Genomic DNA, 13,482 nt, shown 5'->3' with positions numbered 1-13,482 from the left:
TCGTCTTAGCCGATCAGACCCATAGCCGGAATGGCACCAACTCCCCGAGATTTATATGACCACCGAAGTGCGACGCCATTCAATGTGGTGATACAAAGACCACTCGCACCACTGAGGTAATAATTATAAACTCGCCGCTGGTACTATACCGAGCCCTTCGCGAAATTTATTAGAATCAAACGAGTTCGACAATTCGTCCACACCAACACCCGCGTCACATAGAAAAGTTGCAAGTTGATCGCCATTCATTGATATCATTCCAGACTTGTCGAGCAGTCGTTCGGCACCCGAGGTGAAACTTCCAGTCGTAAAAAGGAGTTGCAAGGTCGCGTCGAACGGCCGGAGGTGAAGGCCTTCCCATGTATGGATCGCGCCGCCTGTTCGAGCCAATTCTACGGACCCAACGAGTTCTCTGACATGAGCAGTCTGAATACGATTCTTAGGGTAGTGCTTTGCCTGCCCGAGCAGCCAGATGTTGACACGCCCATCGATACCCCCCAAGGGTGAGCTAGAGTCCAGCCTACCTCTAAGATGAAGTCGACCATAAAAGTCGATCCCACCGTCATCTCGAATAGGTGAGGTCTTGGGTTCCGAGCAGCCCATTAATTCCAGCACTCTGGTACACACTAACTCAAATTCAGAGGGAGTAAGGCTAACCAGCGCTTCCTTTGCGGACTTTATATGAATGCGGTTTGCTCTGACCCTTCGCTCTTCATCCGATAGAGTCGGGTCACGGAAGGACGATCCTCTCACGTACTCATCTTCAGATCCATAAAGTTCACAGCTCCACACAAGCCCGTCTCGCTCCGCTTCGGCCTGCCTACTAAGAAGCAGTTCCTTCACGGATTGCAAGACAGTCTCAGCAGTTTCGAATGCTTGATCGTAAGAATCGATAATATTGTGGTACACAAGAATATCGGCTACAACATCATGCAGCAAACCGGGCGGATCGTCAGCCTTTATTGAAGTGCACATGAGCCCGACGATGTGGTCCGCGCTAAGCTTCTTCGTCGGCATCGTCCTTCTCACTTGACAGGGCATTAGCCTTGATAATCCATGATGCTTTACGCTTAATTGCGTCCAATATAGCCAGAGAATCCGCGTCCAGCGCCTCAATCGTGTCGGACCCCATCTCATTCAGCGATGCAAGGGCAGATTTCACGTTAGGAAGCCACCGCGCAGCTTTAGCATCCGCACGTACGACAGCGAGCGCGTCACTAAAGCTCTGATCGTCGTCCTTGAGCGCAACTAGCGCGTCTTCATTATCGAGAATGAGCTTCAGCTCACGAATTTCTGTATAGCTTCGAATTTTGGGGGAGCCTTCGTCTGATACAAGCCAGCTATAGAATAGCTCCCTGTTTTCTTCATGCGTAAACTCTCTGTCCGATGCAGACCAACCAAGCCATTCTCGAACCGCAGGTTGGCCAACCGCCTCATGGAAAAGCGGGTACATCTCGGGACTTACTCTGTCCCCGTAGTCTTCGTCGACAATCATCTGACTTAACGCCGAAAACGCTCGATGCCGACGGTTTACCTCATTTACCGTGAGACCCAATCGGGAGGCAACTTCACGTGGAGTTAGTTTGGCCTGCTCCACAAGTTGATAAACAAGCAAAGCACTCTGGTAACCACCCCACTCTTTAGGGCCTCCAACATGCCGAATACCCATGATGGCCATCAGATCGTCATCGGATGCGTCATTCGCGACAAGCACAGGTACATTGGCGAATGTTTCGGTCACTGTCCGAGGAAAATCAACACCGCCGGCGTGTTCTTGCTCCAACAGTTTCAACGCTGTCGTGCGGCGATTTCCCTCGATTACCACGTACTGCTCGGATTCGGAATCAGGCCCATCGGCCGTTTGCACTGCACGCACAACGATTCTTTCCACCGGCACGAATCCGTTCTCAGCGATTGATCGCTTTAGCTCCGTGACACCATCGGAACGTATCCGCTCGAGCGCCGCCGACTGGACTTTGCCTTCGGCGAACCGAGATTCGGCGATCGATCCGTCTCTGCCGGGCTCACGAAAACGGAAGTTATTTGGGTCAAGTAGCAATTTTTGCAGCGGAACGAGCTTGGGTTCGTAAGTGACCATGACGCGATCCTATATGTCAGTTTCAAGGGCGGATACGTCTTCCTGAATCCGTACGTATAACCGCCGTATCTTCTACGTTTCATTCCCTGGCCTCCCCTCGACTTGGTGGATGCGGGCGTACCAGAGGAACCGGTCGAGCGGCCTAGGAGAGTTGCCCGTCACGTAGGTGAAGGGCTCCTCGGGTTAAGAGAGACAACACCGATCGAAGACTGACCACTTGGGCTCGTCATCCATAACGCACCCGATCACCGCGGTGGTCCCGGAGTCCTCGGCTTGGATGCCGACCAACAACCAAGATCGGACTTCAAAGAAGGCCAGATGTAAAAAACGAGGCCACGATCTCCGAAGAGTTCGTGGCCTCGTCCGTCGCAGTTCGTGGAACTGCACACTGTGGGCGAAGGGGGACTTGAACCCCCACGTCCCGAAGGACACTGGCACCTGAAGCCAGCGCGTCTGCCATTCCGCCACTCGCCCGAGCAACGCCGAAAACAGTAACACACACCGGAGCCGAACAACTATTCGCCTGGTCAGAGGGCCGCGAACACTTCCGGCTCGATCGCCGAGCACATCCGGGCGAGACGTGCCGCATACCGCAGGGTCGAATCCGGGGAAAAGTGGATACCATGCAGTGACGAGATCTGCATTGCGACACGCTGAGTACGGAAAGGGGGTCGCCATGGGCATCGCCCAGCGCTTCGAGCGCAAACTCCAGGCCGCGATCGGCGACGCTTTCGCCCGCGTGTTCGGCGGCGGCGTCGTGCCCCAGGAAGTCGAGGCGGCGCTGCAGCAGGAGGCAACGGACGGCGTCCGACAGCTCGATCGGGGCCACATGCTCGCCCCCAATCACTACGTCATCACGATCAGCGAAACCGATCACGACGCCCTCGCAGCGGATCGGGACTTGACTGTGAAGGCATTCTCCCGTCACCTTGAGGACTTCATCCGAGAACAGGGATGGCAGACATACGGTGAGATCCAAGTCGTCTTCGAGTCGTCGTCGGCACTGCACACCGGGCAGTTCCGGACTCGCGGCTCGGTAGATCCCGATGCGGGGCGCTCAGCGACGCGTGCTCCGTCACCGCGGAACCCGCAGAACCGCCCACCCGTGACCTCTGAACCAGGAGCTGGCCCAATGACGCAGAACCCCGGCTACGACCCCAGCCGTGACCCCGCCGAGGCGGAACCGCAGTACGCACGCAACGGTCACGCGCACGTCGGCCAGGAGCAGCGCTACAACCAGGGCTACGGCAACGCCGGCTACGACCAGGCTCCCGGCGGTTACGACCAGCAGGGCGGTTACGACCAGCAGGCGTACGGCCAGGCCTACAGCGAGCAGGCCTACCAGCAGGGCGGCTACGACCAGGGTGGCTACGACCAGCAGGCCTACGGCGCTCGAGGCGCCCAACCGCAGGCGTACGGCCAGGACTACCCGCAGCAGGGCGGGTACGACCAGCAGGCGTACGGCCAGCAGGGTTACGCACAGCCCGGTTACGACCAGGCCTACCAGGACCAGGGCTACCAGCAGGGCGGCTACGACCAGCAGGCCTACGGCCAGCAGAGCTACGCACAGCCGGGTTACGACCAGCAGTATGGCGCGCAGCAGGGCGGTTACGACCAGGGCTACGCCGCCGCGGCCCCCGGCTACGACCAGGGTTACCAGCAGGCCGGCTACCAGTCCCCCGCCGCCGGTCGGGTGCTGACCGCGACGCTCCAGCTCGAGGACGGCAGCGGCCGCTACTACCAGCTCCGCGAGGGCAGCAACATCATCGGCCGCGGCCAGGACGCACAGTTCCGCTTGCCCGACACCGGCGTCTCGCGTCGCCACATCGACATCCGCTGGGACGGTCAGGTCGCGATGCTCTCCGATCTCGGGTCGACGAACGGCACGACGGTCAACGGCGCCTCGGTGCAGGACTGGCAGCTCGCCGATGGTGACGTGATTCGCGCCGGGCACTCCGAAATCCTCGTGCGCATCCTCTGATCAGCCGGTATCGAAGGACCCACCGGACCCGTTCATACCGTCCGACGCGTGTGACAGCGCGTCGGACGCTGCATGGAGTCGTCCGGTGTCCGTATTGTGAGTGACCGCACGACCTGGAACACGACCGGTCGACTACCCCGAAGGAGGATGCACCGTGCAGGGGCTGATTCTGCAGCTGACCCGAGCGGGATTCCTCCTCCTGCTGTGGTTGTTCGTATGGGCGGTGTTGCGCACGCTCCGGTCCGACATCTACGCCGGTGCCGCGCGACCGCTCCCGCGTTACTCGCCCAAGCAGTCGGTGCTGCCGACGCTGAGCCGTAACAAGACCGCCAAGTACCTGGTGGTCACGCAGGGCGCGCTGGCCGGCACGAGGATCACGCTCGGCACCCAGCCGGTTCTCATCGGCCGTGCCGACGACTCCACACTCGTGCTGACCGACGACTACGCATCCACGCGCCACGCACGCCTGTCGCCACGAGGTTCCGACTGGTACGTCGAAGACCTGGGGTCGACGAACGGCACGTATCTCGACCGCGCGAAGGTCACCACCGCTGTCCGTGTCCCGCTCGGAACCCCGGTCCGGGTGGGCAAGACCGTGATCGAGCTCCGCCCGTGACCCTCGTACTCCGATATGCCGCCCGCAGCGATCGCGGCCTCGTGCGCTCCAACAACGAGGACTCCGTCTACGCCGGTGCCCGCCTGCTCGCCCTCGCCGACGGCATGGGCGGCCACGCGGCCGGTGAGGTCGCCTCACAGCTGATGATCGCGGCGCTCGCCCACCTCGACGACGACGAGCCGGGCGGCGACCTCCTCGGTAAGCTCGCCGCGGCCGTCCGCGAAGGCAACGCCTCCATCGCCGACCAGGTCGAGGAAGAGCCCGAACTCGACGGCATGGGCACGACGCTCACGGCCATCCTCTTCGCAGGCAGCAAACTCGGACTCGCCCACATCGGCGATTCCCGCGCCTATCTGCTGCGCGACGACCAGCTCACCCAGATCACCCGCGACGACACCTTCGTGCAGTCGCTCGTGGACGAGGGCCGCATCACCCCCGAGCAGGCGCACACGCACCCGCAGCGGTCGTTGATCATGCGCGCCCTGACGGGCAGCGAGGTCGAACCGACCCTCACCGTGCGCGAGGCCCGCGCCGGCGACCGCTACCTCGTGTGCTCCGACGGTCTGTCCGACGTCGTCAGCGACGAGACGATCGCCGACACCATGCGGCAGGGCACGCACGACGAGTGCGCCGACCGGCTCATCGAGCTGGCGCTGCGCAGCGGCGGCCCCGACAACGTCACCGTGGTCGTCGCCGACGTGATCGATCTCGACTACGGCCAGTCGCATCCCATCGTCGCCGGAGCGGCATCCGCGGACGACGACGAGGACACTCCCCCGCCGAACACCGCAGCGGGTCGCGCCGCCGCAATGCGGCCACCGCGCGCCACCCCGAAGCGGGTCATCAACAAGGCCCCGGAACCGGCGCCGAAGAAGAAGCGCAGCCGCCTGTGGTGGCCGGTCGCCGCCGTCGTGATCATCGCGGTGCTGGTCGGTGGCCTGTTCGTCGGCCGCCAGCTGATCCGCAACAACTACTACGTCGGCGCCGACGACGGTCGCGTGACCGTGCTGCGCGGTATCCCCGGCGACGTCTTCGGTTACTCGCTGCAGGAGGCCGCGCGCGTCGGGTGCGTCACCGACGAGGGCGACCTCACGCTCGTCGATCCGAACAGCGCGTCGTGCCGGGTCATGCTCGTCGACGACCTGTGGCCCGCCGCTCGCGAGCAGGTCCGTGCCGGGCTTCCGTCGGGGTCGCTCGACGACACCCGCGAGCAGATGCAGCGGCTCGCCGAACTGGACCTGCTGCCGGTGTGCACCCCGGAGGAACCCGAGCCCGCTCCCGCACCGGCCCCCGGCCCGGGAGAGCCGACGCCGACGCCCGGACCGAACGGCACCCCGCCCACCGAGACACCCACGGTGCAGCCGCCGGCGTCCGGTGAGCCGCAGCCGGGCCAACCGGCACCGGCCTCCCAGCCCGGCGAACTGCTTCCCGGCGAGCCGACTCCCGGCGAACCCGCTCCGAACACGGAGCCGGCTCCCGAGCCCGCGCCCCAGATCCCCGGTCAGAACTGCAGGGTGGGCGCCTGATGTCGGTGTCCCATGGTGTGGGGGACTTCCCGAGCCCTCCGGGAGGTTTCGCCCCGGCGCCCGTCCAGTCGACCCGGCGCAACACCGAACTGGCCCTGATCGTCGCGGCCATCGGTGTCACGACGGTGTCGCTCATGCTCGTCGAGGTCTCGATGGAGCAGGCGCTGACCCTCGACCTGCTCAAGTACGGGGTGACCTTCGCTGCGCTGTTCCTCGCCGCGCACCTCGCGGTCCGGCGCTTCGCGAAGTACGCCGATCCCCTGCTGTTGCCGATCGTCGCGCTGCTCAACGGTCTCGGACTCGTGCTCATCCACCGGCTCGACCTGTCCGATCAGGAGAACGCCCGTTACATGGGCCTGCCGCCGCCGTCGCCCGATGCGACGCAGCAGGTGCTGTGGACGGCGCTCGGCATCGCGCTGTTCATCGTCGTGCTCGTGTTCCTGCACGACTACCGTCTGCTCGCGCGGTTCAGCTACACGCTCGGTCTCATCGGCCTGATCGCACTCGCGATCCCGGCCCTGCTGCCGAGCAGGTTCTCCGAGGTCAACGGCGCCAAGATCTGGATCCGGCTGCCCGGTTTCAGCATCCAGCCCGGCGAGTTCGCGAAGATCCTGCTGATCATCTTCTTCGCATCGGTCCTGGTGGCGAAGCGCGACCTGTTCACCACCGCAGGCAAGCACTTCCTGGGGATGGACTTCCCCCGCGCCCGCGATCTCGGCCCGATCCTGGCGGCCTGGATCATCTCGATCGGTGTGATGGTCTTCGAGAAGGACCTCGGCACGTCGCTGCTGCTGTTCACCACCGTGCTGGTGATGCTCTACATCGCGACCGAACGTGTCGGCTGGCTGATCATCGGATTCTCGTTGCTCGCCGTCGGCTTCTACGCGGCGTACCAGATGTTCGGTCACGTGCGGGTGCGCGTGGAGACCTGGCTCGATCCGCTCGCCGACTACAACAACACCGGCTACCAGATCTCCCAGTCGCTGTTCGGTCTCGCGACCGGCGGAGTCGCCGGCACCGGCCTGGGCAGCGGACGGCCGGGGCAGGTGCCGTTCGCGAAGACCGACTTCATCGTCGCCGCGATCGGTGAGGAACTCGGCCTGATCGGCCTGGCCGCCATCCTGCTGTTGTTCCTGATCCTCGTCGTCCGCGGCATGCGCACGGCGCTGGCGGTGCGCGACAGCTTCGGCAAGCTGCTCGCCGCCGGCCTGTCGTTCACCCTCGCCGTCCAACTGTTCGTGGTGGTCGGCGGTGTCACGAAGTTGATCCCCCTGACCGGCCTGACCACACCGTTCGTGTCCTACGGTGGTTCGTCGCTGCTCGCAAACTATCTGCTCCTGGCTCTGTTGATGAAGATCTCGCACGCTGCCCGCCAACCCGCGATCCCCCGTAAGAAAGCGCCCACGCCGATCGCCGAGGCCAAGACGGAAATGATGGGGCGCGAATGAACGGTCCGCTCCGCAAGGTCGCGATGGCCGTGATGTTCATGGTCGTCGCGCTGCTCGCAAACGCCACCTACGTGCAGGTCATCAAGGCCGACGATCTCCGTACCGATCCGCGCAACTCGCGTGTGCTGATCGACGAGTACTCCCGTCAGCGCGGACAGATCGTCGCGGCCGGTCAGGCTCTCGCGGTGTCGGTGCCCACCGACAGCCGCTACAAGTACCTGCGCGAATACCCGGCGCCGCCGACCCAGCCGATGAGCCCGCTGGCCTACGCGCCGGTGACCGGCTTCTACTCGATGCAATACGGCAGCACCGGACTCGAACGGTCCGAGGATTCGCTGCTCAACGGTTCCGACAACCTGCTGTTCGGACGTCGACTGTTCGACCTGGTGTCGGGCCGCAACCCGCGCGGCGGAAACGTCGTGTCCACGATCGATCCGGTCGTTCAGCAGGTGGCCTACGACGAGCTGACCTCGAAGGGTTACACGGGCTCGGTGGTCGCGATCGAACCGAGCACCGGCAGGATCCTCGGGATGGTGAGCACGCCGAGTTACGACCCCAACCGGTTGTCGGGACACGACGGCGCCGCGACCTCGCAGGCCTGGGACGAGCTCAACGCCGATCCCGAGAAGCCGATGCTCAACCGCGCGATCTCCCAGACCTACCCTCCGGGCTCGACCTTCAAGGTCGTCGTGACGGCGGCCGCGCTCGAGAACGGCGTCACCCCCGACACGCAGTTCACCGCAGCGCCGCAGATCACCCTGCCCGACACCGCGACGACCCTCGAGAACTACGGCGGGGCCGCGTGCGGCGACGCATCGACGGTGACGCTGCGGGAGGCGTTCGCGCGGTCGTGCAACACGGCCTTCGTCGAGATGGGCATCGACGACGGACGCGAGGCCCTGGTCTCGCAGGCGGAGAAGCTCGGCATCGGCGAGACCCTCGACGTCCCGCTGCCCGTCGCGGCGAGCACCGTCGGCCCCATCCCGGACGGCGCGGCACTCGGCCAGTCGAGCATCGGCCAGCGGGATGTGGCCCTCACTCCGTTGCAGAACGCGTCGATCGCCGCGACCATCGCCAACGGCGGGGTGCGCATGAAGCCGTATCTCGTCGACCGTCGGCAGGGGCCCGACCTGACGGTGCTCGAGGAGACCAAGCCCGAATCGCTGGGCCAGGCGATCTCGCCGGAGGTCTCGGCGACCCTCACCGACCTGATGATCGGTGCCGAGAACAACGCCGGCGGTGGCGGTGCCATCCAGGGTGTGCAGATCGCGTCGAAGACGGGCACCGCGGAACACGGCAACGATCCGCGGAACACCCCGCCGCACACCTGGTACATCGCATTCGCACCTGCACAACAACCCCGCATCGCCGTCGCGGTGATCGTGGAGGACGGCGGCGACCGAGCTCTCGCCGCGACCGGCGGTTCGGTGGCCGCCCCGATCGGACGGGCCGTCATCTCGGCCGGATTACAGGGAGGCTGACATGGCTCTGAGCAGCGGCGCCATGATCGCCGACCGTTACCGTCTCCAGCGACTCATCGCGACCGGCGGAATGGGTCAGGTGTGGGAAGGACTCGACACCCGGCTCGACCGGCGGGTCGCGGTGAAGGTCCTCAAGGCCGAGTTGTCCGGCGACGAGGACTTCCTCGCCCGGTTCCGTTTCGAGGCCCGCACCACCGCCCAGCTCAACCATCCCGGCATCGCCGGGGTGTTCGACTACGGCGAGACCACCGACGCCGAGGGCCAGTCCATCGCCTATCTCGTGATGGAACTCGTACACGGCGAACCGCTCAACGCCGTCCTGTCGCGGCTCGGACGCCTGTCGCTGCCGCACGCGCTCGACATGCTCGAGCAGACCGGACGCGCCCTGCAGGCGGCCCACAACGCCGGCGTGGTGCACCGCGACGTCAAGCCCGGCAACATCCTCATCACCCCGACGGGCCAGGTGAAGATCACCGACTTCGGTATCGCGAAGGCAGTCGACGCCTCCCCGGTCACCCGCACCGGCATGGTGATGGGCACCGCACAGTACATCGCTCCCGAGCAGGCACTGGGTCAGGAGGCGACGTCCGCGAGCGACGTGTACTCGCTGGCCGTCGTCGGCTACGAGGTGCTGTCGGGACGCCGTCCGTTCCTCGGCGACAGCGTCGTGACCGTCGCGATGAAGCATGTCCAGGAGACCCCGGCGCCGCTGCCGACGGATCTTCCGCCCGAGGTGCGCGAACTCATCGAGATCGCGATGTCGAAGGACCCGGCCTACCGCTATTCGAACGGTGGCGAATTCGCCAACGCCGTCGCTGCGGTGCGGTCCGGACGGCCCGTGCCCCCGCCCGGCAACGTGCCGCCGGTGACCAGCGCCAACCGCGTGCTTCCGCCCGGCGTGCCCGGGACGGCCCACACTTCTTCGACCCGTGCCCTGCACCCGACGCAGTACGACCAGACGGCCTATTCGTCGGTTCCCCGCTCGGCTCAGCCGCCGACCGCCGGCCGTCCGCCGGTGGCAGGTCCGCCGACAACGGGAGTGCCCGCCGACGATGACGGACGACGGTCCCCGAGTCCCACAGCGCTGGCCTGGGCCGCAGGTGCGGCAGTGGTGCTCGCCCTCGTGACGCTGGGAATCGTGCTGTTGGGTGGCGACGACGAGGAGACCCCGCGCGCTCCGTCTCCGACGACGCAACTCACCACGACCCGCGCGACCACCACGACGACCCGTCCGCCGCTGACCACCACGACGACGTTCGTGCCGCTGCCGCCGCCCGTCGAGACGGAGACCTTCACGCCTCCTCCGACCACGACGACGACGCAGCCGCCGACGACCACGGTGGAGCCGACGACCGAGCCGACCACGACGCAACCGCCCACCACCACGACCGCCCCGACCACGACGACGACCACCACAGCGGAGGACACGGGTGGCGGCGACGGCGGCACGGGCGGCGCGGAGGGTAACGGCGACGACGAGACCGACCCCGAGGCCGCCGGTGGAGGGGACGATAATTCATCCGAAACCAGCAACGGTACGAACAACCAAGGAACGTCATGACCACACCCCGCAAGCTCTCCTCCCGCTACGAGCTGGGTGAGATCCTCGGCTTCGGCGGTATGTCCGAGGTGCACCTCGCGCGGGATCTGCGGCTCGGCCGGGATGTGGCCATCAAGGTGTTGCGCGCCGACCTCGCACGCGACCCCACGTTCTACCTGCGCTTTCGGCGCGAAGCGCAGAATGCCGCTGCGCTGAACCATCCGGCGATCGTCGCCGTCTACGACACCGGTGAGGCCGAGACCGAGGCCGGGCCGCTCCCGTACATCGTCATGGAGTACGTCGAGGGCGACACGCTGCGCGACATCGTGCGCGCCGACGGGCCGATGACCCCCAAGCGGGCGATGGAGATCATCGCCGACGTGTGCGCGGCCCTGGACTTCAGCCACCGCAACATGATCGTGCACCGCGACGTGAAGCCGGCCAACGTCATGATCAACAAGGCCGGCGCGGTGAAGGTCATGGACTTCGGCATCGCCCGGGCCATCTCCGACGCCGCGAGCCCGATGACGCAGACCGCCGCGGTGATCGGCACCGCACAGTACCTCTCCCCGGAGCAGGCGCGCGGTGAACAGGTCGACGCCCGGTCCGACGTGTACTCGGTGGGCTGCGTCCTGTTCGAGATCCTCACCGGCGAGCCCCCCTTCAAAGGCGACTCGCCCGTCGCGGTGGCCTACCAGCACGTGCGGGAGGATCCGCCGCTGCCGTCATCGGTGAATTCGTCGGTGCCGCCCGAGCTCGACTCGGTGATCCTCAAGGCGATGGCGAAGAACCCCGCGAACCGCTACCAGTCGGCCGCGGAGATGCGCAGCGACCTGATCCGCGTGCTGAGCGGGCAGCGTCCGAGTGCGCCGATGGTGATGACCGACGAGGACCGCACGACGCTGATCGACTCCGTCGACAACAACACGGGGCGGCACGGCCGCGTCGCGGCCGCCGGAGCCGCCGGGGCACCCGCCGAGGATTCCGGCGGCGGCTCAGTTCTCAAAAAGGTGCTGCTCGGCATCGCCGCGCTCGCCGTGGTCGGTATCGTCGGCGTCTTCCTGTGGTCGCTCGGACCCGGTTCGACGGCCGCCCAGGTCACGGTGCCCGACGTCCGCAACGTCTCCGCCGAGCTCGCCGAGAGCCAGCTGCAGAACGCCGGCTTCCGGGTCTCGATCCAGCAGAAGAGCGATCCGGTCGTCGCGAACGGCAACGTCATCAACACCCGTCCCGTGCCCGGGAGCCAGGCCGAGGAGGGTTCGACCGTCACCCTCGAGGTCTCGACAGGACCGGAACAGGTGCAGATCCCGCGGCTCGAAGGCATGACGCAGGAACGCGCAGCCCAGGAGCTGTCCGCCGCCGGTCTCCGGCTCGACCCGAACGTCGGACGTGCTCCGTCGAATGCCGACGACGAGGACCTCGTCGTCGACCAGAGCCCCGGTGCGGGAGCCAGCGTCGACCGCGACAGCCCCATCACCATCACTTTGGGATCCGGCCCCGAACTGGTGCGCGTCCCCAACGTCGTGGGCCAGACCGTCGAGGTGGCGAGCGACAACATCGAGGGTGCCGGTTTCGAGGTCGTCGTCGAGAACATCGACTCCAGCGAGACCGAGGGCACCGTCGTGTCGACGAGTCCGGCCGGTGGCGCCTCCACCGAACAGGGGTCGACGGTGACGGTGCGGGTGTCCAACGGCGACCGCATCGAGATGCCCGTCGTCACCAACCGGTCGGTGTCGGATGCACTCGCCGCTCTGCGCGGCGCCGGCTGGACGGGCAACGCCTCTCAGCTCCAGCAGACGCGTGAGGCCACACTCGATGTCGATCTCGTCGGCACCGTGATCACGCAGGCCCAGCCGCCGGGTTCGGAGATCTCGAAAAACCAGCCCCTCACCGTGGGCGTCGGTGTGCTCGGCATCCGCTGAACGAGCTTTCGACGAAAGGCGCCGATCCTCGAAGGACCGGCGCCTTTCTCGTCGGAAATGGGGTGCGTCAGGCGGCTCCGCCGTCGAGCGCGCGTGCCATCTGCGCCTCGAGGCGCGCGACGAGCGTCTCGTCCGGTGCCTCGCCGCAGGCCGCGAGCCAGTTCGCGAGCATGCGGTGACCGCCCTGGGTGAGCACCGATTCGGGGTGGAACTGCACACCGTGGATCGGCAGCTCGGCGTGACGCAGGGCCATGACGATGCCGGTCTCCGTGTGGCCGGTGGGCTCGAGTTCGGCGGGCATCGTCTCGGGCAGCACGGTCAGCGAGTGGTAGCGGGTCGCGGTGAACGGATCGGGCAGGCCCGCGAGCACACCGGCACCGTTGTGACGAACCAGGCTGGTCTTGCCGTGCAGCAGCTCGGGGGCGCGATCGACGGTCGCGCCGAACGCGACACCGATGGACTGGTGGCCGAGGCACACACCGAGCAGCGGAGTGCTGCTGTCGGCACATGCCTTGACCAGATCGATGCTCGCCCCGGCGCGTTCGGGTGTGCCCGGCCCTGGGCTGAGGAGGATGCCGTCGTACTCCTTCGCGACCCGCGCGAGAGCACCCGGTGCGGTGAGCCGCTCGTCATCGTTGCGCCACACGTCGGCCGTCGTTCCGAGCTGCCCCAGATACTGGACCAGGTTGAAGACGAAGCTGTCGTAGTTGTCGACGACGAGAATGCGCATGAGACGAGGGTACTCAGTGGCCGGTAGAGGGCGACCCGCCCGGTGGCCGGTAGAGGGCGACCCGCCCGGTGGCCGGTAGAGGGCGACCCGCCCGGTGGCCGGCAGAGGGCGACCCGCCCGGTGGCCGGCAGAGGGCGACC

The 13,482-nt window shown here is 65.9% G+C and carries 10 protein-coding genes and 1 tRNA gene; 7 read left to right on the top strand and 4 right to left on the bottom strand.

Features of this window, described 5'->3' with window-relative positions:
* Positions 1 to 123: 123 nt before the first annotated feature.
* From AC6CID_RS10090 to AC6CID_RS10080, 3 genes are all read right to left on the bottom strand, one after another.
* Positions 124 to 1,017: a restriction endonuclease gene (locus tag AC6CID_RS10090; RefSeq protein ID WP_498353908.1), complete on the bottom strand. Its 894-nt coding sequence runs from the start codon at positions 1,015 to 1,017 to the stop codon at positions 124 to 126.
* Positions 998 to 2,098 carry a ParB N-terminal domain-containing protein gene (locus tag AC6CID_RS10085; protein ID WP_121208789.1) on the bottom strand — a complete coding sequence of 367 codons (1,101 nt, stop codon included), beginning with the start codon at positions 2,096 to 2,098 and terminating at the stop codon, positions 998 to 1,000. The genes AC6CID_RS10090 and AC6CID_RS10085 overlap by 20 nt, the downstream gene beginning before the upstream one ends.
* Positions 2,099 to 2,489: 391 nt before the next feature.
* Positions 2,490 to 2,572 (bottom strand) — tRNA-Leu (locus AC6CID_RS10080).
* Between the two features lie 202 nt (positions 2,573 to 2,774).
* Between AC6CID_RS10080 and AC6CID_RS10075 the strand changes: the two genes are divergently transcribed.
* From AC6CID_RS10075 to pknB, 7 genes are all read left to right on the top strand, one after another.
* Positions 2,775 to 4,079 (top strand): FHA domain-containing protein, encoded by a 1,305-nt coding sequence (locus AC6CID_RS10075; RefSeq protein WP_498353907.1) that lies wholly within the window; start codon positions 2,775 to 2,777, stop codon positions 4,077 to 4,079.
* A 154-nt stretch (positions 4,080 to 4,233) separates the two neighbouring features.
* Positions 4,234 to 4,695, top strand: coding sequence for an FHA domain-containing protein FhaB/FipA (locus AC6CID_RS10070; RefSeq protein ID WP_006550946.1), 462 nt, complete (start codon positions 4,234 to 4,236; stop codon positions 4,693 to 4,695).
* Complete coding sequence (locus AC6CID_RS10065; RefSeq protein WP_006550945.1) at positions 4,692 to 6,221, top strand: PP2C family protein-serine/threonine phosphatase; 1,530 nt, start codon at positions 4,692 to 4,694, stop codon at positions 6,219 to 6,221. The genes AC6CID_RS10070 and AC6CID_RS10065 overlap by 4 nt, the downstream gene beginning before the upstream one ends.
* Complete coding sequence (locus tag AC6CID_RS10060; RefSeq protein ID WP_006550944.1) at positions 6,221 to 7,669, top strand: FtsW/RodA/SpoVE family cell cycle protein; 1,449 nt, start codon at positions 6,221 to 6,223, stop codon at positions 7,667 to 7,669. Before AC6CID_RS10065 ends, AC6CID_RS10060 begins: the two co-directional genes overlap by 1 nt.
* Positions 7,666 to 9,150: a peptidoglycan D,D-transpeptidase FtsI family protein gene (locus tag AC6CID_RS10055; protein WP_006550943.1), complete on the top strand. Its 1,485-nt coding sequence runs from the start codon at positions 7,666 to 7,668 to the stop codon at positions 9,148 to 9,150. Before AC6CID_RS10060 ends, AC6CID_RS10055 begins: the two co-directional genes overlap by 4 nt.
* Position 9,151: 1 nt before the next feature.
* Positions 9,152 to 10,711 (top strand): serine/threonine-protein kinase, encoded by a 1,560-nt coding sequence (locus tag AC6CID_RS10050; RefSeq protein WP_094979646.1) that lies wholly within the window; start codon positions 9,152 to 9,154, stop codon positions 10,709 to 10,711.
* On the top strand, positions 10,708 to 12,612 hold the full coding sequence (pknB, locus tag AC6CID_RS10045) for a Stk1 family PASTA domain-containing Ser/Thr kinase (protein ID WP_006550941.1): 1,905 nt from the start codon (positions 10,708 to 10,710) through the stop codon (positions 12,610 to 12,612). Before AC6CID_RS10050 ends, pknB begins: the two co-directional genes overlap by 4 nt.
* Positions 12,613 to 12,679: 67 nt before the next feature.
* Here the strand turns inward: pknB and AC6CID_RS10040 are convergent, their stop codons facing one another.
* A complete protein-coding gene (locus AC6CID_RS10040) occupies positions 12,680 to 13,342 on the bottom strand; it encodes an aminodeoxychorismate/anthranilate synthase component II (protein WP_006550940.1) in 663 nt (220 codons plus the stop codon).
* Positions 13,343 to 13,482 lie beyond the last annotated feature (140 nt).

It is taken from the genome of Rhodococcus sp. GQ147, assembly GCF_059759155.1.
Note: the sequence above shows the minus strand (reverse complement) of the source record. Positions and strands in the feature narration are given on the sequence as shown.